Annotated in this window: 19 protein-coding genes and 2 pseudogenes; 17 read left to right on the top strand and 4 right to left on the bottom strand. The window is 60.3% G+C overall.

Annotation, left to right across the window (positions count from 1 at the left end; translation table 11 throughout):
- The 3 genes from OMP40_RS31120 to OMP40_RS31110 all read left to right on the top strand — a co-directional run bounded on the left by OMP40_RS31120 (nucleotide 1) and on the right by OMP40_RS31110 (nucleotide 2,592).
- A complete protein-coding gene (locus OMP40_RS31120; protein ID WP_277537075.1) occupies nucleotides 1-960 on the top strand; it encodes an ABC transporter permease in 960 nt (319 codons plus the stop codon).
- A 137-nt stretch (nucleotides 961-1,097) separates the two neighbouring features.
- Nucleotides 1,098-2,030, top strand: coding sequence for an RluA family pseudouridine synthase (locus OMP40_RS31115; protein WP_277537073.1), 933 nt, complete (start codon nucleotides 1,098-1,100; stop codon nucleotides 2,028-2,030).
- A gap of 4 nt (nucleotides 2,031-2,034) precedes the next feature.
- The gene (locus OMP40_RS31110; protein ID WP_277537071.1) at nucleotides 2,035-2,592 is read left to right on the top strand and encodes a nucleotidyltransferase family protein; all 558 of its coding nucleotides are present in this window, start codon (nucleotides 2,035-2,037) and stop codon (nucleotides 2,590-2,592) included.
- A 648-nt stretch (nucleotides 2,593-3,240) separates the two neighbouring features.
- Here OMP40_RS31110 and OMP40_RS31105 read toward each other — a convergent pair.
- Entirely contained in the window at nucleotides 3,241-4,068 is an 828-nt protein-coding gene (locus tag OMP40_RS31105; RefSeq protein WP_277537069.1) for an aldo/keto reductase, read from the bottom strand.
- A 62-nt stretch (nucleotides 4,069-4,130) separates the two neighbouring features.
- Nucleotides 4,131-5,121, bottom strand: a pseudogene (locus tag OMP40_RS31100) (lipoate--protein ligase).
- A 164-nt stretch (nucleotides 5,122-5,285) separates the two neighbouring features.
- Between OMP40_RS31100 and OMP40_RS31095 the strand changes: the two are divergent.
- The 5 genes from OMP40_RS31095 (at nucleotide 5,286) to OMP40_RS31075 (ending at nucleotide 11,561) form a co-directional block, all read left to right on the top strand.
- Complete coding sequence (locus OMP40_RS31095) at nucleotides 5,286-7,022, top strand: ABC transporter ATP-binding protein (RefSeq protein WP_277538146.1); 1,737 nt, start codon at nucleotides 5,286-5,288, stop codon at nucleotides 7,020-7,022.
- Complete coding sequence (locus OMP40_RS31090; RefSeq protein ID WP_277537068.1) at nucleotides 7,019-8,929, top strand: ABC transporter ATP-binding protein; 1,911 nt, start codon at nucleotides 7,019-7,021, stop codon at nucleotides 8,927-8,929. The genes OMP40_RS31095 and OMP40_RS31090 overlap by 4 nt, the downstream gene beginning before the upstream one ends.
- Nucleotides 8,930-9,023: 94 nt before the next feature.
- Entirely contained in the window at nucleotides 9,024-9,767 is a 744-nt protein-coding gene (locus tag OMP40_RS31085) for a hypothetical protein (protein ID WP_277537066.1), read from the top strand.
- A gap of 175 nt (nucleotides 9,768-9,942) precedes the next feature.
- Entirely contained in the window at nucleotides 9,943-10,584 is a 642-nt protein-coding gene (locus tag OMP40_RS31080; protein WP_277537065.1) for a bifunctional 4-hydroxy-2-oxoglutarate aldolase/2-dehydro-3-deoxy-phosphogluconate aldolase, read from the top strand.
- Nucleotides 10,581-11,561, top strand: coding sequence for a sugar kinase (locus tag OMP40_RS31075; RefSeq protein WP_277537063.1), 981 nt, complete (start codon nucleotides 10,581-10,583; stop codon nucleotides 11,559-11,561). Before OMP40_RS31080 ends, OMP40_RS31075 begins: the two co-directional genes overlap by 4 nt.
- A gap of 13 nt (nucleotides 11,562-11,574) precedes the next feature.
- On the opposite strand, the gene OMP40_RS31070 is transcribed toward OMP40_RS31075, so the two are convergent.
- Entirely contained in the window at nucleotides 11,575-11,742 is a 168-nt protein-coding gene (locus OMP40_RS31070) for a hypothetical protein (protein WP_277537059.1), read from the bottom strand.
- A 56-nt stretch (nucleotides 11,743-11,798) separates the two neighbouring features.
- On the bottom strand, nucleotides 11,799-12,629 hold the full coding sequence (locus OMP40_RS31065) for an AraC family transcriptional regulator (protein ID WP_277537057.1): 831 nt from the start codon (nucleotides 12,627-12,629) through the stop codon (nucleotides 11,799-11,801).
- A gap of 115 nt (nucleotides 12,630-12,744) precedes the next feature.
- Here OMP40_RS31065 and OMP40_RS31060 point away from each other — a divergent pair.
- The 9 genes and pseudogenes from OMP40_RS31060 (at nucleotide 12,745) to glgD (ending at nucleotide 23,280) form a co-directional block, all read left to right on the top strand.
- A pseudogene (locus OMP40_RS31060) lies at nucleotides 12,745-14,777 on the top strand (beta-galactosidase).
- Between the two features lie 81 nt (nucleotides 14,778-14,858).
- A complete protein-coding gene (locus OMP40_RS31055) occupies nucleotides 14,859-15,089 on the top strand; it encodes a DUF3892 domain-containing protein (RefSeq protein WP_277537055.1) in 231 nt (76 codons plus the stop codon).
- Between the two features lie 199 nt (nucleotides 15,090-15,288).
- A complete protein-coding gene (araA, locus tag OMP40_RS31050; RefSeq protein WP_277537053.1) occupies nucleotides 15,289-16,770 on the top strand; it encodes an L-arabinose isomerase in 1,482 nt (493 codons plus the stop codon).
- Nucleotides 16,771-17,470: 700 nt separating this feature from the next.
- Nucleotides 17,471-17,758, top strand: a complete 288-nt coding sequence (locus tag OMP40_RS31045; protein WP_277537051.1) for a hypothetical protein — start codon at nucleotides 17,471-17,473, stop codon at nucleotides 17,756-17,758.
- Nucleotides 17,707-18,807 carry a methyl-accepting chemotaxis protein gene (locus OMP40_RS31040; protein WP_277537049.1) on the top strand — a complete coding sequence of 367 codons (1,101 nt, stop codon included), beginning with the start codon at nucleotides 17,707-17,709 and terminating at the stop codon, nucleotides 18,805-18,807. The genes OMP40_RS31045 and OMP40_RS31040 overlap by 52 nt, the downstream gene beginning before the upstream one ends.
- Before the next feature lie 248 nt (nucleotides 18,808-19,055).
- Nucleotides 19,056-20,807 (top strand): 1,4-alpha-glucan branching protein GlgB, encoded by a 1,752-nt coding sequence (gene glgB / locus OMP40_RS31035; protein ID WP_338131285.1) that lies wholly within the window; start codon nucleotides 19,056-19,058, stop codon nucleotides 20,805-20,807.
- On the top strand, nucleotides 20,723-20,965 hold the full coding sequence (locus tag OMP40_RS40695) for an alpha amylase C-terminal domain-containing protein (protein WP_338131284.1): 243 nt from the start codon (nucleotides 20,723-20,725) through the stop codon (nucleotides 20,963-20,965). The genes glgB and OMP40_RS40695 overlap by 85 nt, the downstream gene beginning before the upstream one ends.
- Before the next feature lie 39 nt (nucleotides 20,966-21,004).
- The gene (locus tag OMP40_RS31030) at nucleotides 21,005-22,168 is read left to right on the top strand and encodes a glucose-1-phosphate adenylyltransferase (protein ID WP_277537047.1); all 1,164 of its coding nucleotides are present in this window, start codon (nucleotides 21,005-21,007) and stop codon (nucleotides 22,166-22,168) included.
- A complete protein-coding gene (gene glgD, locus OMP40_RS31025) occupies nucleotides 22,168-23,280 on the top strand; it encodes a glucose-1-phosphate adenylyltransferase subunit GlgD (protein ID WP_277537045.1) in 1,113 nt (370 codons plus the stop codon). The genes OMP40_RS31030 and glgD overlap by 1 nt, the downstream gene beginning before the upstream one ends.
- The last annotated feature ends 5 nt before the right edge of the window (nucleotides 23,281-23,285 follow it).

Here is a 23,285-nt window from a genome sequence, read left to right as displayed (position 1 = left end):
ATGGGAACGTTGGCTGATCTCATCAATTCCACGCTTGTCTTTTCCGTCGCGCTCATCTTCGCAGCGCTTGGGGGCGTGTTCAGCGAGCGCTCTGGCGTGTTCAACATCGGTCTCGAAGGCATGATGACCGCCGGCGCGTTCGGCGCCGCGATCGCGAGCTACTATATGGAGACGGACGGCGGCGCGACGACTTCCTCGCCATGGGTCGGACTGATCGCGGGCGTCTTTTGCGGGTTCGTATTCGCCCTGCTGCACGCCTATGCGACCGTATCGCTCAAAGCCGATCAGACGATCGTGGGCGTCGTCATCAATATTTTGGCCGTCGCCGTTACGTTATATCTCGTCAAGATCATTTTCGACGGCGCAGGCGACACCTCGCAGCTGCAGAACGTATTCGCCAAGTGGCCGATCCCGCTGCTGTCCGACATTCCGTTTGTTGGTAGAGCTTTTTTCAACAGCTATCCGACCACGTATATCGCCTACATCCTGGTGCCGCTCAGCTCGTACATGCTGTTCAGGACGCCGTTCGGGCTGCGGCTGCGGTCGGTCGGCGAGCATCCGGGCGCGGCGGATACGGTGGGAATCAACGTTACCAAGTACCGCTATATCGGCGTGCTGATCAGCGGCGCGCTGGCGGGTCTGGGCGGCGCGACGATCACGCTCACGACGACGAGCAACTTTTCGCACAGCACGATCTCGGGCCAGGGCTTCATCGCCATCGCTGCGCTCATCTTCGGACGCTGGAACCCTTATGGCGTTTTCGGCGCCGCCTTTTTCTTCGGGATGGCGCAGGCGCTGCGGAACTTCCTGACCCGCTTCGAATTTTCGCAGTCGATCCCGACCGAGTTCCTGTATATGCTGCCGTACATTCTGACCTTGATCGTGCTGGCGGGCGCGGTCGGCAAGTCGGTTCGCGGACCGGCGGCGGCCGGAGAGGCGTACGACCCGTCGAAGCGTTAGCTGTCTCAGACGGCTTCAAGCCGCTCGTATCCTTTCGGATCGGGCGGCTTTTTTTTGTCGGCCGAAGCCAATATCAGTTATAATCGGCAATAGCGTCTTCAACCATTTTCGAATCGAAGCTAGGAGCGTTTACGCCAATGATCAATCGCAAAGTTACGCCTTCGGAGAGCGGCAAGCGTCTGCACCGTTTTCTCCGCAATCTGTTGCCGAACATCCCGCTAGGCCAGATCTACAAAATGATCGATTCCGGCAAGGTTCGGGTGAACGGCAAACGCAAAAAGCAGGACTACGAACTGGCTGCCGGCGACGAGTTGGCGATCTATATGGAAGACGAACAATACAAGGAAGCTTCCATCGGGCAGCAAAAGACGAAATACGTGGGCGTCAACGCCGATATTCACGTCGTCTACGAGGACGATCAGCTGCTCGTCGCGCTGAAGCCCGCCGGTATGCTCACGCATCCGGATCAAACGGATCAACGGGATACGCTGATCAATCGGGTGCATGCCTACTTGTACCGCAATGGGGAGCTGGACAGCCCGATGTTCATGCCTGCGACGGCCAACCGGCTCGATCGCAACACGAGCGGGCTCGTGCTCGTCGGCAAGACGGCCGGGATGCTGCACCAGCTCAATCAATGGATTCAGAAGCACGAGCTTCAGAAATATTACGTGACGATCGTCGAAGGCAGGCTTGAGGGCGAAGGCGAGCTCACGGACGAGCTCGTGCGCGACGAGAAGCGCAACCGCACGCGGGTCGCTGCCGGCGGTGCGGACGAAAAGCGGCTGTCCGCGACGACGAGATACCGGGCGATATCCCAAGGGGACGGATACAGTCTGGTCGAAATCGAACTCGTCAGCGGGCGGACGCATCAAATCCGCACGCACCTCCAGAGCATCGGGCATCCGCTGCTCGGCGACGTGAAGTACGGCGGTAAAATTTACGCAGGCATCAATCATCAGCTGCTGCACGCCTGGCGCGTCATACTGCCGGACGGTCGCGAATTCCGCGCGCCGGCGCCGCCTATCTTGAAGCGAACGGCGGACAAGCTGCGGCTCGAGGGGATCTGATCCGATGGACGAGCGAGAGCTGCTGACGCTCGTTAAGGCGGACGAGACGATGATGTCGGCGCTGCAAGCGGCGCGTGAGCTGAACCTGCCAGACTGGTGGATCGCCGCGGGCTTCGTTCGAAGCAAGGTATGGGACGTTCTGTCCGGCATGTCCGCGCGTACGCGGCTGCCGGACATAGACGTGATTTACTTCGACGCCGGCGACCCGGACGAGGCGACCGAAAAACGGTACGAGACCGAGCTTCGCTTGCGAATGCCGGACATGCCCTGGTCGGTCAAAAATCAGGCGCGTATGCATGCGGTTAGCGGCCGAGCGCCTTACCGGTCATCGCTGGACGCCGTCGCGAACTACCCGGAGACCGCTACTGCGCTCGCCTTGTCGCTCGACGCGGACGGCCAGCCCGTCCTTGGCGCGCCGCACGGGCTGGCCGATGTCGTCGCCATGTTGGTCGCGCCAACGCCCGCGTTCGCTGCGAATCCGGCACTCTACGACATTTTCGAGCGTAGAATCGAGGCCAAGCGTTGGGATCGGATTTGGCCAAGCGTCAGTTATGCGAGGTGACACGGTCGGTGCTGCTCCTCATCAATCGATTATAGCGACAACGGCAGACATGGATGTGGCTATCGCGCAAAAGTGCTCGATCGACAGCCGTCGCTGTTCGTCGTTCCGTCTATCGCGCAAAAGTGCACCATTTTTACTCGATTAGTCCTGGTTCTTGCATGAAGCGGCGATCTATCGTGCACTTTTGCGCGATATACCGCCAAAAGCCCACAAACCAGTCTTGAATGATGCACTTTTGCACGATAGCAGCAGGCAGGAGCGGGGTTGTTCCTGATGAGGAACAACCGGGTGCCTTCCGCGCGCGAGAGGGCGACAAATTTCCCGGTCAGGAACGCCCCGAGGACATTTGCTCAGGAGAAGGCAGTATTGTTCCTGATGAGGAACAAACGGCGCCGTTTGCGCGGGAGCGCCCGGTATTGTTCCTGATGAGGAAGACCGTCGCCGTTTGTATGTGAGAGTCAAGCTTTGTTCCTAAACAGGAACAACCAGGCGTCCTGTGTTATCGAGAGATCGGCATGGTTCTGACAACCCGCGCTTAATCTCATGGGGCGCGCGAGCTTTGCGAGATAACCGGGTCGGCGCGCGCCAATCGAAAAAGAAGCCGTCTCCCCAGTCCCAACGGACATGCGGCGACGGCTTCTTTGCGGGTTAAAACAGAAACTTGTCCGGATCGGCGCCGAAGCGATGATCGCGGTTCAGGTCGTCGATGAGCGCCATCTCGTCCGCGCTCAGCTCGAAGTCGAACACGTTCGCGTTCTCCGCGATCCGCGCCGGCGTCACCGACTTCGGAATCGTGACGACGCCATGCTGGATATCCCAGCGGAGCACGACCTGCGCCGGCGTTTTGCCGTGCTTCGCGCCGATCGAACGCAGCGACTCGTGATCGAGGTTGCCCTGCATAAGCGGGCTCCAAGCTTCCAGCTGGATCCGGTTCTCCCGGCAATAGCCGAGCAGTTCGCGCTGGGCGAGCAGCGGGTGGTATTCGACCTGGTTGACCATCGGGACGAGATCGCTGTGCTTCCTGAGCTCCTCCAGATGACGGATGTTGAAGTTGCTGACGCCGACGGCTTTTACCCGTCCGTCCGCATACAGCTTCTCGAACGCGCGCCAGGTGTCGACGAATTTGTCGGTGCCCGGCCAATGGATGAGCAGCAGGTCGACGTCGTCGAGACCGAGCCGGCCAAGCGAAGCGTCGTAGGCGGCCAGCGCCTTGTCGTAGCCCTGGTCGTCGTTCCAAACCTTCGTCGTGACGAACAATTCAGAACGCGGCACGCCGCTTTCGCGGATCGCCTGCCCGACGCCCGTCTCGTTTTTGTAAATCGCGGCCGTATCGACGCTGCGATAGCCCGCGTCGAGCGCGGCCCGCACGGCGGAGACGACCTGCGCGTCGTTGTCCATTTTCCAGACGCCGAGTCCCAGCCAGGGCATGCGGACGCCATTATGCAGCACGGTGCAGGATTGAAGAGAGTTGGTCATCGTAGATAGCCTCCTGTCAAGTAGGGATCGTTCGTATATTCCGGCTTGAAGCTCGTTCGGCTTCAGATCAGCAGGTCCAGCCATTCTTCCAGCGTGACCGCGCCGAAGTAGAAGGTCAGGTCCACGCCTTCGAACGCGGCCGCGAGCGACTCCCGATCGTAGCGCAGCCCTTGAAGCATCTCGGTCACGTCGGCGATCTCGCCCCGGCCGAAGAAGTCGCCGTACACGGCCGCTTCCGCGATGCGGCCTTCCTGCACGTTCATGCGGATGTCGAACGTGCCGGCTGTCAGCCGCTTGCGCTGTTGGACGTTGAACGCCGGCGATAGCCCGTAATTCCAGTCCCAGCTGCGATAGCGCTCGTCGGCAAGCATGCGGACGGCTTCCCAATCCGCTTCGGTAAGCCGAAGCTGCGGAATCTCGGACGCGCCTTCGAAAATCGACGAAAGGATGCGGCTCCTGAACTGCCCGATCGTCATCGGTTCCGTCAAAAACTCCGAAATATTGGCGACGCGCGCGCGGATGGACTTGGTTGCCTTGGACTCGAACTTGAGCGGATTCGGCTTCAGCGCGGCGGTCACATCCTCCATGCGGGAATCGAACAGCAGCGTGCCGTGGGAGAACATCCTTCCCCCCGTAGCGAACATCGCGTTGCCGGATATTTTGCGCTCGCCGACTTGTATGTCGTTGCGGCCGGACAGCTCCGCTTCGACGCCCATGCGGCGCAGCGCCTTGACGACCGGCTCCGTGAACTTCCGGAAGTTGTGAAACGAGTTGCCGTCGTCCCGGGTAATGAAGCTGAAGTTCAAGTTGCCGAGATCGTGATAGACGGCGCCTCCGCCCGACAGCCTGCGGACGACGTCGATGCCGTGCGCTTCGGTGTAAGCCGAATTCACCTCTTCTGCGGTATTCTGGTTTTTGCCGATGATGATGGAAGGCCTGTTAATGTAAAAAAAGCAGGATCGGCTCGTCGCCCGACAGCTTGCGAAGGGCGTACTCCTCGAGAGCCAGATTAAGGGCGGGATCGTTGCCTCCGCCGTTGTCGATAAAAAGCAATGCCGTCTGCCTCCCGTCGAATGAGCGTCTTCTCTATTTTATGCCATTTGAGACTTGCGGACAAACCCGCTTTGGTTCATATTGAATTCATAATTGAAGGATACGGTAGGGGTATCCGTTTGTTCAGAAGCACCAAACCTTGGAACCGGGAGAGGATGACGTCCATGTTAAAGCTGTTCAGACTGCTCGCGCCGTACAGGGCTCTCGTCGTCCTTGTCATGGCGCTGATCCTGCTGCAGTCGCTGTCCGAGCTGTATCTGCCGACCTTGATGGCGGATATCGTCGACGAGGGCATCGTCAAGCGCGGCGGAGACACCGCTTATATCCTGCGCATCGGCGGCTTCATGCTCGCCGTGGCGCTCGCAGGCACAGGCGTATCGATACTGGCGAGCTACTATTCTTCGCGTATCTCGGCGGGCTTCGGGCGGCTCGTCCGCGGCCGCGTATTCACGCGCGTCGAACAGTATTCGCTGCAGGAGTTCGACAAGATCGGCACCGCATCGCTGATCACCCGCACGACCAACGACATCAACCAGGTGCAGCAGGTGCTCATGATGATGCTGCGGATGATGGTCATGGCGCCGATGATGAGCATCGGCGGCATCATCATGGCCGTATCCAAGGATGCCCGGCTGTCGCTCGTGCTCGTCGTAGCCGTGCCCGTGCTCGTGCTGACGATCGTCCTGGTCGCGCGCAAGGGCATTCCGTTGTTCAGAGTCATCCAGAAAAAGCTCGACAAGCTGAACCTCGTGCTGCGCGAAGGGCTGACGGGCATCCGCGTCATCCGTTCATTCGGACGGATCGGCCACGAGCAGGCGCGATTCGTCGAAGCGAACCGCGACCTGACCGAGACTTCGGTCAAGGTCAACCAGATCATGGCCGTGCTTTGGCCGCTCATGATGCTGATCATGAACTTCTCGAGCGTCGCGATCATCTGGTTCGGCGGTCTCCGGGTCAGCCACGGCCACATGGAGGTCGGGGACCTGATGGCGTTCCTCCAATACGCGATGCAAATCATGTTTTCGATGCTCATGCTGTCGATGATGTTCGTGATGGTGCCGCGCGCTTCGGCTTCGGCCGTCCGCATCAACGAGGTGCTGGAGATGTCGCCCGTCGTCAACGACGCGCCGCATGTGCGCGCCGGCCGCGCGGAGCTGCGCGGCGTCGTCGAGTTCGACGATGTCACGTTCAGCTATCCCGGCGCGGAGCAGCCGGCGCTGAAAAACGTCAGCTTCCGGGCGGAGCCGGGCGAAGTGACCGCGATCATCGGCGGCACGGGCTCCGGCAAGTCGACGCTCGTCAATCTGATCCCCCGGTTCTACGATGTGGATTCGGGCAGCATCCGGATCGGCGGGACCGACGTTCGGGAGCGTCCGCAAGCGGAGCTTCGATCCCTGATCGGACTCGTGCCCCAGAAGGCGGTACTCTTCACCGGGTCGATCGCGGACAACATCCGCTACGGCAAAGAAGACGCGACCGACGAGGAGCTTAGACACGCCGCTGAGGTCGCCCAGGCGGCCGAATTCATATCGGGCATGGAAGGCGGGTTCGCCGCGCACATCGCGCAGGGCGGCACCAACGTCTCCGGCGGTCAGAAGCAGCGCCTCTCCATCGCCCGCGCGCTCGTGCGGCGGCCGGACATTTATATTTTCGACGACAGCTTCTCGGCGCTCGACTTCAAGACGGACGCGAAGCTCCGGGCCGCGCTGAAGGGCGAGACGACCGAGGCGACCGTTCTGATCGTCGCGCAGCGCGTCAGCACGGTCATGGATGCGGACCGGATCATCGTGCTGGACGATGGCAAGATCGCCGCCGCAGGCACGCACAGGGAGCTGCTGCAATCGAGCGAGATTTACAAGGAAATCGTTTCTTCGCAGCTGTCGGAGGAGGAGATCGCATGAGTCAGCAACAAGGAGCGGGAAGAGCGGCGCCTCCGCGACAAGGCGGCGGGCCGGGCGGACCGGGCCCTTTCGGCGGACATCCGGGCGGAAGACCGGGCATGCCGGTGCAGAAGGCGAAGGATTTCAAAGGCACGTTTCGCAGACTCGTCGGCTATTTGATGCCTTTTCGATTCACGTTGATTACGGTGTTCGCGGCGGCGATCGTCAGTACGATTTTTTCCATTCTGAGTCCGAAGATCCTCGGTCATGCGACGACCAAGCTTTTTGCGGGCATCATGGGAAAAATGAACGGCGATCCGAACGCGAAGATCGACTGGCACGGCATCGAGATGATCATCTTTTGGCTGATCGGGCTGTATATTTTAAGCGCCGTCTTCAGCTATATTCAACAGTATCTCATGGCCGGCGTCGCCCAGCGCACCGTCTACAAGCTTCGCAACGACGTTAACGAGAAACTCGCGCGGCTGCCGCTCAAGTTTTTCGACTCGCGCACGCACGGCGAGATCTTGAGCCGCGTCGTCAACGACGTGGACAATATCAGCAATACGCTGCAGCAGAGCTTGACCCAGCTTATCACGTCTGTCGTCACGATCGTCGGCGTCATCGTCATGATGCTGACGATCAGCCCGCTGCTGACGCTCATCGTGCTTCTGACGCTGCCGCTCAGCTTTCTGGTCATCAAGGCCATCGCCGGCAAGTCGCAGGGCTACTTCATAAGCCAGCAAAAAAATCTTGGCGAGCTGAACGGCCACGTCGAAGAGATGTACACCGGCCATCAGGTCGTCAAGGCATATGGCCACGAAAAGAAGGCGGTCGAAAAGTTCGACGCGATCAACGACCGGCTGTACGACGCCGGCTGGCGCGCGCAGTTCGTCTCCGGCATCATGATGCCGCTCATGAGCTTCATCGGGAACATCGGGTACGTCGCGATCAGCGTCGTGGGCGGCGTGCTCGTCACGCGGCAGTCGATCAATATCGGCGACATTCAGGCTTTTATTCAATACGCGCGCCAATTCACCATGCCGATCACCCAGACCGCGAACATCGCCAACATCATCCAGTCGACGATCGCGTCGGCGGAGCGGGTGTTCGAGCTGCTTGACGAGAGCGAGGAGAAGCCCGAAGAGAGCAAGGAGCTCGATCCCGCTCACGTCGTGGGACACGTCTCCTTCAAGCATGTGGATTTCAGCTACAAGGACGACGCGCCGCTTATCGCGGACATGAACATCGACGTGAAGGCCGGACAAACCGTGGCGATCGTCGGTCCGACCGGCGCGGGCAAGACGACGCTCGTCAACCTGCTCATGCGTTTCTACGAGGTGAACGGCGGCACGATCACGGTCGACGGAACCGACATCGCCAAGCTGAAGCGCGGCAACCTTCGCAGCCTGTTCGGCATGGTGCTGCAGGATACTTGGCTGTTCGGCGGCACGATCCGCGACAACATCGCGTACGGCCGGGCCGGCGCGACCGAAGCCGAGGTGGTGGATGCCGCGAAGGCGGCGTTCGCTGACCATTTCATCCGCACGCTGCCTGAAGGCTACGATACCGTTCTGAACGAGGAAGCCTCGAACCTGTCGCAAGGGCAAAAGCAGCTGCTCACGATCGCCCGCGCCATTTTGGCCGATCCCGCGATTCTGATCCTCGACGAAGCGACGAGCAGCGTCGACACGCGTACCGAAGCCAACATCCAGACGGCGATGAACCGGCTCATGCAAGGACGCACGAGCTTCGTCATCGCGCACCGGCTGTCGACGATCCGGGAAGCCGATTTGATTCTCGTCATGAACAAGGGCACCGTGATCGAACAGGGAACGCACGAGGCGTTGCTTGCCAGCGGCGGTTTTTACGCCGACCTATACAATAGCCAATTTTCAGGCGGCAAATTTGCGGAAGACGCGAGCTGACGGGAAGTTTTATCCAAATTTCAGATTTTGTTCATGATCCATTCATTTGCCCGTGATACCTTGCTCATAGGACATGGGAGGAGTTGTTGGGCGAATGAACAATAAATGGACGATGCTCGCGGGGGTGGCGTTAACGGTTGCATTGCTGGCAGGGTGCGGCTCCAAAGCCGACGATAGCGGGGCTGCTGCGCCTGCGCAGGCGGCTGCCGGCGATCAGTCCGGCGGCGCAACCGCTGGCGATCAGGCTGCGGCCGGTCAAGGCGGCGGCTTCGGCGGCATGCAGGCGATGGGGACGCTCGGCAAGATCAAGCGCGTAAGCGGCAATACGATCACGATCTACAAGTCCTCGTTCCAGTCAGGCCAAGGCGGGGGACGTATGGGCGGCAATCGCCAAGGCGGCGGACAAAACGAGGGCGACGGTGCTGCGCCGAACGGAGACGCGCAGCAGCCGAGCGGCGATCCGCCGCAGCAGGGCGCTGACGGTCAAGCCGGCGGTCAGGCGGGACAAGGCAGGCAAGGCGGACAGGGAGGACAGCGTCCGGATATGGCGAACATGTTCACGGAAGAAACCGAGGATATTACCGTCACGGACGCGACGAAAATTTTCAAAACCGAGATGGCGGACGGCCAGCGAACCGAGACCGAGATCGCGATCGGAGATCTGAAGGCGGACGACGTCATCACCGTGACGCTGAAGGAGGGGACGCAAGAGGCCGAATCGATCCGCCTCGGCGGATTCGGAGGCGGCTTTGGCGGCGGCATGCGAGGCGGCCAGGGGCAGAGCCAAGGCCAAGGACAAGCGCAAACGAACGGACAGCAGGCTCCGGCCGGCGGCTGATCGAGGTTTTGTATTCGATATTTACGGACCGCATCTCTGTGCGCTGCGACAGAGATGCGGTTTATTTGCGTTTATTTAAGTTTATTTATGTCGCATTCCTAACTTTAACTTGTCCGATGATGGTGATAAACTGAGAACATTGACGTTTTGAATTGTATGGGGAGAGTGGTTATTCATGAAAAAATTGCTTGAGGAGCTGTCCCGCGAAAAAATCGTGGCGATCATTCGGGGCATCGATGAAGCGAACGGCGACCGGACGGCGAAGGCGCTCGCGGACGGCGGAATCGTATTTCTGGAGGTCACGCTTAATACGGACGGCGCGCTTGGGATGATCTCCCGTTTTCGCGAAGGGTACGCGGGCAAGCTCCGGATCGGCGCGGGGACGGTGCTGGACATCGGACAGGCGAAGGAAGCGGTGGCGGCGGGAGCCGAGTACCTGATCTCTCCTAACCTGGACGAAGAGATCGTCTATTACGGCGCCGAGAACGGAATCGAAGTTTGGCCGGGCACGATGACGCCGACCGAGATCGTCAAGGCGTACAAGGCCGGCGCGTCGGCCGTCAAAGTTTTTCCGTTCGCATCGCTCGGAGCCGCCTATTTGAAGGAGATTCGGGCGCCGCTGAACCATATTCCGATGATCGCTACCGGCGGCGTCAATCTGGGCAACATACAATCGGTGTTCGATGCCGGCGCCGTGGCCGTCGGGCTGGGCGGCAACCTCGTCGACAAGCAGCTGATCGCCGAAGGCCGGTTCGAGGAGCTGACGGCGCGCGCCCGCGCGTTCGCCGAAGCCGTACGCGAAGGAGCGGGAGCTTGAGCGCGAATTGGGCGGACGTCGTCACGATCGGCGAGAGCATGGTGCTTATGCAGCCGATCCACGACGGGCCGCTGGCTTACGCGCCTCTCTTCACGCGTTCCGTCGCCGGCGCGGAATCGAACGTGGCGATCGGCTTGGCGCGCATGGGGCTTAAGGTGCGCTGGATCAGCCGCCTTGGCAAAGATCCGTTCGGCGATCTGATCTTGTCGACGCTGGCGGGCGAAGGCGTGGATACGAGTCTGGCCGAACGTGACGACAGCCATCCGACGGCGATTTATTTCAAAGAATTCAAAGGCTACGGCGACCCTAACGTCTATTACTACCGCAAAGGCTCGGCGGCCAGCATGCTGACGCAGGAGCATATCCGTCCGGAATGGTTCGCGAACGCCGGCCATTTGCACGTGACGGGTATCACGCCGGCGCTCAGCCACGGCGCCGAAAACGCCATTCGCGCGGCGATGATCGCCGCCCGCGGCGAAGGATTGTCCGTGTCGTTCGATCCGAATCTGCGGCGCAAGCTGTGGTCCGAAGAAAAGGCGCGCCAGACGCTCCTGTCGCTCATCCCGCTTTGCGACGTGTTCATGCCGGGACTCGAAGAGGCCGAGTTTCTGCTCGGGTCCAAGAGCGAAGCCGAATACGGCGCCGACTTCATGGGCATGGGGCCGAAGATCGTCGTGCTGAAGCTGGGCGAGCAGGGCTCCGTCGCCTTCTCCGCCCAGGCCGCCGTCATGGCGGAGCCGCACGTCGTGAAGCGCGTCGTCGATACGGTCGGCGCAGGGGACGCCTTCGCCTCGGGCTTCCTGTCCGCATGGCTGGAGAACGAGCGGCAAAGCGACAGCTCCGATCTCAAGTCGGCACTCGAGCGCGCCAATCTGTCCGGCGCGCTGGCGACGCAGTTCAAAGGCGACTGGGAGGGCTTGCCGCGTCGCGAGGAGATGCTGCGTTTGCTTAGCGGCGGCAGCGAAGTGACGCGTTAAAAGCGCGTTTCCCTCACTGGCGATGCGCGCGAATTAAAATGCACGACATCGACATCGACATCGACATCGACATCGGCATCGGCATCGGCATCGTTATCTGTCCGCAAAGCGCATCGCGGCATGCCTTACGATGCGCGACATCGCCAATCTTTTCAAATCGCAGAACCGGCTTCATCTCCATTTACGCGGTATCCCCAAGCTCCAGGCTATGCAGCCTGATCGGCGGGATACCGCGTTTTATTTGTACAGCTGCCTGAACTTGTCCGGCGGCAGCCCGGTTTTGCGCCTGAACGTGGCGACGAAGTGGCTCGTATCGCGGAAGCCCGCGAGCGTCGCGACCCGCGCGACCTTCTCCTGGGGCCGGCCGATCAGCATCTCCTTCGCCTTGCGGATCCTCAGATCGATGAAGTACTCGTAGGGAGACTGGCCGAACGCTCGCCGGAACAGTTCGTTCATCGTGCTCGGGGGCATGCCGAGCACGGCTCGCATGTCGGCCAGGCCGGCATCGGGATCGGCATAGCGCAGATCCATCCATTCGATGAGCGGCCGCAGCCGCTCCGAGGCGCGTTCGACGGAATCCTGTCTGCCCGATCGGCCGTGACGCCGCATGGTGAGCAGGAAACGATAGGCGTCCGCGGACGCCTCCAGGCCGAAGGGATCGTCGTCGGCCTCGATGCGATCCAGCATTCGCTCCAGGTAACCTTCCAGAGGAGATTCCTTTTCCCAACGAACCGGCACGGGCTCGATAAGGCCGAGCGCGATGAGCATCGCGGCTGCCGCTGTTCCGCCGAACGTCAAGTAAGCCGTCTCCCAAGCCTCCGCTGCAGGCTCGTACATATGCGCCGTTTCCGGCGGCACCAGGATGCCCGATCCGGCCGGCAGGCTGTATTTGCGTCCATCGACGACAAAAATGCCTTCGCCGCTCAACGTTTGCAGCCAGTGGTAATAGGGATAACCGGTCGCGCGGGCGATTTTCCCTTCCTCGCGCACCGTTCCGATCGTCTCGACGAACAAAGGGAGGTGGCCCGTCTGCCCGGGCGGTATCGCGAATCTTCTGTAAGTTTGCATATGATCGCACATCCTGTTGATTTCTTATATCGAATCGGGAGATGATTATATTTTGCCGGACCCCGGAGTGGGATAAGATGAAGATATAATTATATGATAAAAGGAGTGCGCGCGCATGATCAACGATAAACTGCCGAAAATCTGGTATGGCGGAGACTACAATCCGGAACAATGGGACGCGCAGACGTGGGCCGAAGACGATCGGATGTTCAAGCTTGCCGGCATCGACGTCGCGACCGTCAACGTATTTTCCTGGGCATTGATTCAGCCGGACGAAGACACCTACGACTTCGCGTGGCTGGACGAGACGATAGACCGTCTCTATCGCAACGGCGTGTACGTCTGTCTGGCGACGGGCACGGGCGCGCATCCCGCCTGGATGGCCCGCAAGTATCCGGAGGTGACCCGGGTCGACTATCATGGCCGCAAGCGGAAGTTCGGCGGACGGCACAACTCCAATCCGAACAGTCCGGTCTACCGCCGTTTCGCCAAAGCGCTTGCGGGCAAGCTCGCGGAGCGCTACAAAGATCATCCTGCCGTACTGATCTGGCATATTTCCAACGAATACGGCGGCTACGATTACAGCGAGCAGTCCGAAGCGGCTTTCCGGACGTGGCTGCAGGCGCGCTACGGCACCCTTGACGCCCTTAACAAAGCCTGGAACACCCGGTTTTGGGGGCATACGTTTTACGATTGGGAAGAGATCGTGCTGCCGAATGCGCTGAGCGAGGAGTGGGACGGCAACCGGACGAATTTCCAGGGCATTTCCCTCGATTTCCGCCGCTTCATGTCCGACAGCTTGCTCGAATGCTATCGCATCGAATACGACGAGATCAAGAAGCATACGCCGCATCTGCCGATCACGACCAACTTGATGGGCTTGTATCCGGAGCTGGATTATTTTAAATGGGCGCCGTACCTCGATGTCATTTCCTGGGACAACTATCCTTCGCTCGATACGCCGGTCAGCCTGACCGCCATGACGCACGACCTGATGCGCGGATTGCGGCAAGGGCAGCCGTTCATGCTGATGGAGCAAACGCCGAGCCAGCAGAACTGGCAGCCGGTCAACTCGCTGAAGCGTCCCGGCGTCATGCGGCTATGGAGCTATCAGGCTGTCGCGCGCGGCGCGGATACCGTCATGTTTTTCCAGCTTCGCCGTTCGGTCGGGGCCTGCGAGAAGTATCACGGCGCCGTCATCGAGCACGTCGGGCACGAGCATACCCGCGTCTTCCGCGAATGCGCAGAGCTGGGCGCGGAGCTCGGCCGTCTCGGCGACAAGCTGCTCGATGCCAGAAGCGGCGCGCGCGTGGCGATCTTGTTCGACTGGGAAAACCGTTGGGCGCTCGATCTGTCTAGCGGACCGACCGTGCATCTGAAATACGTCGACGAAGTGCACAAATATTACGATGCCTTGTTCAAGCAGCACATCCCTGTCGATATGATCGGGGTAGAGGACGATCTTGGCGCGTACGACATCGTCATCGCTCCGGTGCTTTATATGGTCAAGCCGGGCTTCGCGCAGCGGGCCGAAGCGTTTACGGCGGCCGGCGGCACGTTCGTGACGACGTTTTTCAGCGGCATCGTGAATGAAAACGACATCGTCACGGTCGGCGGCTATCCGGGGGGAGCTTCGCAAGCTGCTCGGCATCTGGGCGGAAGAGATCGACGCGCTGTTCCCGGACACGAAAAACGCGATCGTCGTCAAGGACGCCGGGCAAGGCCGCTTGTCGGGCAGTTACGAATGCGGAATATTGTGCGACTTGATCCATGCCGAGAGCGCGCAGGTCGTCGCCGAATACGGCCGCGACTTTTATGCGGGCATGCCTTCCGTAACGGTGAATCGCTTCGGAGAGGGGGGAGGCCTGGTACGTTGCGACGAGTCCCGAAGCCTCCTTCCTCGAGGATTTGCTCGGGCAGCTGTGCGAGGATAAAGGGATTCTGCCGCTCGTCAGCGCGCCGGCGGGCGTAGAGTCGGCCGTGCGCGTCAAGGGCGACGATCGCTTCCTGTTCCTGTTGAACCACAATCCGGAGCCTGCCGTCGTCAAGTTCGACGTGAACGGCACCGAACTGCTGACCGGCGCCGACGCGCCAGGGCGTGTAGAAGTGCCCGGTCGCGGCGTCATGATCGTAGCCGGGAAAAGCTGAGCGGAGATTGGGCGCATAAACGGCGAGGCGAATAAATAGATTCGCTCGGCGGCATGCTAACCTCGACAGGAGGTGGAAGACATGACGGATCGTGAACAGGTCGTGGGCGTTCGCAAAAACGGCGATGGCGACATCGTGGAGCTGAAGCTGTCTTCGGGCCAAGTGGTAGGCTACAAGGAAGCGCAGCAGATGGCCAAAAACGATCAGATCGAAAACGTCAACGTTTTCCGCGGCCGCGACGGCGACGAGCATCTGCGCTCGAACCCGGACGGACGGGAAGACAACAATCTGGATAACCTGCCCGAATTCTAAGGAATGCCGGGTCGATCCGGAGCGCCGCCATGCCGCTGATTCAGCGGCTCGGGCGGCGTTTTCGTGTTCGGCTAGGAGTTTGTACATGTACATACAAGTGTTGAAAAAGAGCCTGGAATTCGGTAAGATGGAAAAGTAAAGGTACGTACAAGTAGGGTTGTTCTCGAATTCATTCGTTTTTATCCAAGGAGGTTGCGTCATGCTTCAAGTGAAGCCTTATGCGTTTTGGTTTATTACCGGCAGCCAGCATCTGTACGGTCCGGAGACGCTGGAAGAAGTAGCCGCGCACTCCCGCGAGATCGCGGAAGCGCTGTCGGCCCGCGTTTCGTATCCGATCCTGTTCAAGCCCGTCGTGACGACGCCGGAGGAGATTCGCCGCGTGCTGAACGAAGCGAACGCGGACGAGGATTGCGCGGGCGTCATCACGTGGATGCATACGTTCTCTCCGGCGAAAATGTGGATCGCGGGTTTGACGGAACTGCGCAAGCCGCTGCTGCATCTGCATACGCAGTATAACCGCGACATTCCCTGGGATTCGATCGACATGGACTTCATGAATACGAATCAAGCCGCGCATGGGGACCGCGAATACGGCTTTATCGGCGCGCGGCTCGGCATCGCCCGCAAGGTCGTCGTCGGCCATTGGACGAGCGGAGACGTTCATGCCCGCGTCGGCGCCTGGCAGCGCACGTCCGTCGCCTGGAACGAGAGCAAGCGGCTTAAGGTCGTCCGCTTCGGCGACAATATGCGGCAGGTCGCGGTGACCGAAGGCGATAAGGTCGAAGCGCAGATCAAGTTCGGCTGGTCGGTCAATACGCATGGCGTGGGCGACCTCGTTCAATACGTCAACAAGGTGACCGACGCCGAAGTCGAAGCGCTTCTCGGCGTCTACGCCGAGCGCTACGAGATCGTCGAGGCGGGCCGCTCCGCCGGACCCGTGCGCGATGCGATCGCTTATCAGGCGCGCCTGGAGATCGCGATGAAGCGATTTTTGGATGAAGGCGGCTTCACGGCGTTTACGACGACGTTCGAGGATCTGCACGGTCTCGAGCAACTGCCGGGTTTGGCCGTGCAGCGCTTGATGGAGCAAGGCTACGGCTTCGCCGGCGAAGGAGACTGGAAAACGGCGGCGCTTACGCGTCTGATGAAAATCATCGCGGACGGCAAAGACACTTCCTTCATGGAGGATTACACGTACCATTTCGAGCCGGGCAACGAGCTCGTGCTGGGCGCCCATATGCTGGAGGTATGCCCGACGCTCGCTGCTTCGAAGCCCCGCATCGAAGTTCATCCGCTCGGCATCGGCGGCAAAGCCGACCCGGCGCGCATCGTCTTCGACGGCAAGGGCGGCAAGGCGCTGAACGCTTCGATCGTGGATCTGGGAACGCGTTTCCGCCTGATCGTCAACGAAGTTAACGGGGTTCCTGTCGAACGCGAGATGCCGAAGCTTCCCGTCGCCCGCGTCCTGTGGAAGCCGGAACCGTCGTTGTCGGCTGGCGCGGAGGCGTGGATTTTGGCCGGCGGCGCGCATCATACCGTATATTCGTTCGCGGTGACGACGGAGCAACTGCTGGACTTCGCGGAGCTGGCGGGCATAGAGACGATCGTCATCGACGCGTCGACGAACGCAAGGCAGCTCAAGAACGAGCTTCGGTTCGGGCAGGCGGCCTGGGGCCGCTAATCCCGATCATCCAACTGCGCGATCAGAACCGTCGGGCCCTTTGAAGGCCGGCGGTTTTTTCGATGTGCGAGAAAGCTATAAAATCGACAGGTAACATTGTACAGCGCCTTACGCCCCCTCTCGTATCGTTGCGCGAGGCGAAAAAAGAGGATAGCGCTGGATGACGCAAACTTTTTAACCGATTGGACGAGCCGAGGCGGAGATGCCTGCCCTTCCTTGCAGGCATTCGCAGGTCATCCCTCGCGCAGGCAGATTGCGAAAAGGAGCGGCGGCGTCCCATTGCCCCCGCTGGCTTCACTTTCTCACCTTACGATAAGGTTAGGCGGCAATCTAAAAAAGGAGATACAATGAGAACTGCGGAATTAACCGAAGACAAGCCGAGCGAAGATGCCGGACTTAGATGGACTCAGATGACGCTATTTCGTAAATAACGGTACAATTGCGATCATTTCGGACTGGAGAGTCGTTATTTACCCGAGTTCAGGCTAAAAAAAGGTCGCCAACCCCGCAATAGAAGCTACTGGGTCCGCGAACGCGCCGCCAAGCGCGATAGAAAAAAATAAGGGCTCCTCAGTCCGTCCGCTGCGCACCATTGCGCTAACAAAGGTTGGTGGTTCTTGTTCACGAATCGGACAAATATCAGACACGAATTCGACACGGTTCGGCGCATGAATGTCACCGAATGGACAAGAGGATGCGGATGGTCGAAGTCGAATTTTGTCTTATAGTCTTTTTTAGACAGAATGACGGAGGCTTCGACATGAACAAACGGATGGGGATCGTCGCGAAAATGGTCGTCGGGATCACTTTGGTGTCCGGCATTACTTATGCGACCAGCGCGTTCGTGCTGCTGGAAATGAAGGGGACTTTTGATTTTTTTGCCGTTTTGGGTATTCGTTCTTCTGACGCTTGCGCTCGGCGTTTTTTTGGACCGGGTTGTTCGGCTTCTTCGCGGCGAAGTGGCTGCTGCGTCCGCTGCTGTCGCTGACGGCGGGCGCGCAGGAGGCGGAGCGGGGAAATCTCGGCGTCCGCGTGCATGCAGGCGGATCCGGCGACGAACTGGCGCAGCTCGGGGCGGCTTTCCAGGGCATGCTCGACAGGCTGAAGACGATCACGGGCGGCATCCTGGACAATTCGGCGCAGACGGACCAGCATGCCGCGGAGCTGCAGGACGCCATCTCCCAAGCCGCGTTTCAGATCGAAGAGATGTCCCGCCATGCCGAGCGGATCACCGAAGGCACGGAGCGGCAATTCGCCTCCGCCGAGGCGATGCAGGCGTCGGCCGAACGGCTGTCCGAAGCCGCCAGGATCGCCGACGAGAGCGCCGCGGCGGCGAAAGAAAAGACCGAGCGCATGAACGCCACGGTCGTGCGGAGCGAAGCGGTATTCAGCTCGATGGTGTCCGGCATGGATCACCTCGCCGAGCAGAATCGCGCCGCGCTCGCGATCGTACACCGTCTGCGCGACAACGCCGACAAGATCGGCGCGATATCGAACGTCGTCGGCGACTTCGCCGAGCAGACGAACCTGCTCGCGCTTAACGCATCGATCGAGGCGGCGAGAGCGGGCGAGGAAGGCAGAGGCTTCGTCGTCGTCGCCCAGGCCGTCAAGACGCTGGCGGGGCAGAGCGCGAGCGCGGTTAAGGACATACGGCAGCTGATCGCGCAGATCCAGGCCGAGGTCGGCGCTTGCGTCGAACATATCCGGCTTCAAGCCCGGGTGGCGGAGCGCGAATCCGAGCAAGGCAAGGCTTCCGCCGAAGCGTTCGGCGCCGTGGCCAGGGAAGCCGCCGAGGTCGGCGCCATCGTCGAGCGGATCGCGAGCCGGATGTCGGAGCAAGCCGAGCAGGCGTGCCGGACGCTCGGCGAAGCCCGCCGGGTGGCCGAGGCGGCGGGCGAGATTCGCGGCGGCGCCGAGCGGGTGTCTTCCGCGTCGCAGGAGCAGACGGCGGTGATGGAGGAGATCGCCGCCTCGTCCGAGTCGCTGCGGGCGAAGTCGCTGACGCTCAAGGAAAAGGCCTCCTTCTTTAATCGATAGGCGAAAAGCGATATGCGATGGTCGAAACAAGCTTCTTCCTTGGCCTCCCCCCTGCCGATCCTTTGGATGGGACTGACGCGGGAGGTTATTTTATTGCCCGTTTCGGAAAAATTTTTGGAAAAGACGGATGAAAAGGCAGGGATATTCCTCTATAATAAACGTAATAACGTTTAATTATGTGAGGAATATTGACAAAAAAATGACGCGATTGGCGATTCCGCCGCCTCGTCCGCCAAGGAGGTTCCGATATGACGACCGGTACGCCATCGGTATCGCAGCATGATCTGTATTTGTACAACAACGGAGAATTGTTTCGCGCTTATCGCGCTTTCGGCGCGCATCCTTGCGAACGGGAAGGCGCACGCGGCACGAGATTCGCCGTATGGGCCCCGCACGCCCGCGAAGTCAGGCTGGCCGGCGATTTTAACGGCTGGCGAGGCGAAGCGCACCCGCTCGCGCCTTCCGGCACGACCGGGGTCTGGCAGGCTTTTTTTCCGGACATCGCCGAAGGGGCGGCATACAAGTACGAGATCGTGGACGCCGCCGGACGAAGCTTCCTCAAGTCCGATCCCTTCGCGTTTTTTTCGGAGCTTCGCCCGGGGACCGCTTCCATCGTGGCGAATTTGGATAATTATTCGTGGGAAGATCATTTTTGGCAGGAGAGGAGGGGCCGAAGCAAGCCTTACGAAAGGCCGATGCTCATCTACGAGGTCCATCTGGGCTCCTGGCGAATCGACGGCCCCGAGCAATTCTGGACGTACGAGCGGCTCGCGGGCGAACTCGTCGATTATGTCGCGGACAACGGATATACGCATATCGAGATTTTGCCGCTCACCGAGCACCCGTTCGACCGATCCTGGGGCTACCAGACGACCGGCTACTATTCGGCGACCAGCAGATACGGACATCCCGACGGACTCAAAAAGCTCGTGGACCGGTGTCACCAACGCGGGATCGGGGTGCTTCTGGATTGGGTGCCCGGCCATTTCTGCAAGGACGATCACGGACTTCGCCGCTTCGACGGGGAGCCGCTCTACGAGCCGGGCGATTGGCGGGTCGCCGAGAAGCCGCTTTGGGGCACGCTGGCGTTCGACTTCGGACGGCCGGAGGTTCAGAGCTTCCTGATCTCGAACGCGCTCTTCTGGATGGACGTGTATCATATCGACGGTATCCGCGTGGATGCCGTAGCCAGCATGATCGACCTTAATTTCGACAAGCCGCCCGAGATGCACACGAAAAACAAGCGCGGCGGCGCCGAAAACCTCGACGCGCTCGCCTGGATCCGCAAGCTGAACGAGGTCGTGTTCCGTTATTATCCGAACGCGCTCGTCATCGCCGAGGATTCCTCGGCCTGGCCGGGCGTGACGGCTCCCGTATACCTGGGCGGGCTGGGGTTTAATTACAAATGGAACATGGGCTGGATGAACGATATGCTGAAGTATATGGAAACCGAGCCGGCGCATCGGCCCCATGTGCACAATCTTGCGACCTTCTCGATGATGTACGCTTACGCCGAAAACTACGTTCTGCCGCTGTCCCACGACGAAGTCGTGCACGGCAAGCGGTCGCTGCTGAACAAAATGCCTGGCGCTTACGAGGAGAAATTTGCGAACTTAAGGCTTTTCTACGGCTACTGGATGACCCATCCGGGCAAAAAGCTGCTGTTCATGGGCGGCGAGTTCGGGCAGTACGACGAGTGGAAGGACCTGGGCGAGCTCGATTGGCCTGTGCTCCGATACCCGCTGCACGATTCGATGCGGCGATTCACGCGCGATCTCGGGTCCGTGTACCGGAACGAGGCCGCGCTGTGGGAGCAGGATCACTCGCCCGACGGTTTTAATTGGATCGATGCGGATAATGCCGCTCAAAGCGTGCTTTCCTATATCCGGTACGGAAAAAAAGAAAAACGCATCTCGTGGCCGTCTGCAACTTTTCGGCTGCCGCGCATCCGGTTTTTCGCCTGGGCGTGCCGTCGGGCGCGTCATACCGTCTGGCGCTGAACAGCGACGCCGCCGACTACGGCGGCTCCGGCGCGGCGATGCCCCGCAGGTTCAAGGCGGAGCGAAGTCCGCTGCACGGCCAGCCCTTCAGCATGGAGGTCGTACTGCCTCCGCTGACGTTCCTGCTCTTCGAGCCGGATGCGTCCGTGGAGGACTAGCAAGTCTGGCACATTCTCAAGGAGAGCGGGGAGAGCAGGATGCATAAAAGCGAATGCATTGCCATGCTGTTGGCGGGCGGCGAAGGCCGCCGGCTCGGCGTATTGACCAAGGACCTTGCGAAGCCCGCCGTGCACTTCGGCGGCAAGTACAGAATCATCGATTTTACGCTCAGCAACTGCGTGAACTCAGGGATCGATACGGTGGGCGTCCTGACCCAATACCAGCCGCTCGTGCTTAATCGATATCTCGGCATCGGCAGCCCGTGGGGGCTCGACCGCAGAGGCGGCGGGATGCACGTCCTGCCGCCGTACGTCCGCTCCAAAGGCGGCACGTGGTACAAAGGAACGGCGAACGCGATCTACCAGAACATGGGCTTCATCGAAGGCTACGATCCCGAGTACGTGCTGATCATTTCCGGCGATCACATCTACAAAATGGACTACGACGAATTGCTCGAGTCTCACAAGCGCAATCGCGCCGACGCGACGATCGCGGTCATCACCGTGCCGTGGGCCGAGGCGAGCCGATTCGGCATTCTGAGCGTGGACGAGGACGACAGGGTGGTCGAATTCGCGGAAAAACCGAAGCAGCCGAATAGCAACCTCGCGTCGATGGGCGTCTATATTTTCTCTTGGAAGGTACTGAAGGAGGCGCTGATTCGCGACGAGGCGACGCAAGGCTCTTCGAACGACTTCGGCAAGGATATCATTCCGACGCTGCTCGAGGACGGCGCGCGCCTGTTCACCCATCGCTTCGACGGCTACTGGAAGGACGTCGGGACGATCGATTCGCTCTGGGAGGCCAATATGGATCTGCTGGAAGACGAACCTGCGCTTAACCTGAACGACCGTTCCTGGCGCATCTATTCCGTCAATCCGAACATGCCGGCGCACTACCTGTCGCCGACGTCGAGCGTCCAGAGCTCGCTCATCAACGAGGGCTGCGTCGTCGAAGGCACCGTCAACCGATCGGTGCTGTTCCAGTGCGTCACCGTCGGCGAAGGCAGCTTCATCGAGGATTCGGTCATCATGCCGAACGCGAAGATCGGCAAAAACGCGCGGATCGTGCGCGCGATCGTCGGCGACGGCGCCTTCGTCGGCGACGGCTGCGTCATCGGGAGCGCGGACGCCGCCGAGATCGCGGTCGTCGGCAGCGGCGACCGCATCGAAGCCGAAGCCAAACTCGAGGAGGCGAAGTCCTGATGAAACTGCCGCTTATGGGCGTCATCAATTTGATTCACGAGACCGAGGATATGGGCCCGCTTACGAGCGCCCGCTGCCTCGCCACGGTGCCTTTCGGCGCCCGCTACCGTTTGATCGACTTCGTTCTGTCCTCCATGGTCAATTCGGGCATGAACAAAGTCGCCGTGTTCGCCCATACCAAGTACCGCTCGCTGATGGATCATTTGGGCTCGGGCAGCAACTGGGATCTGCACAGCAAGCAGAGCGGCCTGTTCGTCCTGCCGCCGTCCATTGAGGACCAGTCCGATTTCGGCAAGGGCGACCTGTATCAATTTTACCGGCACCGGGATTACTTCGCGCGCAGCCCGCTCGAATACGTCGTCGTCGCGCGCAGCCATATGGTATGCAACATCGACTTCGCCAAGGTTCTCGACCAGCACCGCGCCCGCGGCTCGGACATCACGGTCGTATGCAAGGAATGGCCCGAAGCGGCTACGGGTCTGACGCGCAAGGCGAAGCTGGACGCCGACGGCCGGATCGTCGACATGCAGGATCACTTTGGCAGGCTCGCGAGCGACGTCGTCTCGATGGAAATGTACGTCCTGCGCAAGGAGCTGCTGCTCGACCTCGTCGACACGTCGCTCGCGCAGGGCAAAGACCACTTCGTCCGGCACGCCGTCATGCCGCGGCTCGGCGAGCTGAAGGTCGACGCTTACATGCACGAAGGTTTCCTGGGCGTCGTGAACAACATCCCCTCCTATTACAAGCACAGCCTCGAGCTGCTCGATCCGAACGTGTGGAACGAGCTGTTCTTCGAGCCCGGTCCGATCTTCACCAAGGTGAAGGACGAGCCGCCGACGCGCTATCGCGCCGGCTCCTCGGTGACCGGCTCGCTTATCGCCAACGGCTGCGATATCGAAGGTCGCGTGGAAGGCAGCATTCTGTTCCGCGGCGTCAAGGTGCACAAGGATGCGGTCGTGCGCAATTCGATCGTCATGCAGAACGGCGTTATCGGCGAGCATGGGCTGCTGTCGAACTGCATTCTGGACAAGGAAGTGGAGATCCGCAGCGACCAGCAGCTGATGGGCGCTTCCGATCTGCCATATATCGCGCTGAAGCGCAAAATCATCTAAATCGG

Origin of the sequence: Cohnella rhizosphaerae (assembly GCF_029525575.1) — a bacterium.
GTDB classification, from domain to species: domain Bacteria; phylum Bacillota; class Bacilli; order Paenibacillales; family Paenibacillaceae; genus Cohnella; species Cohnella rhizosphaerae.
This window is presented reverse-complemented; position numbering and strand designations above follow the sequence as displayed.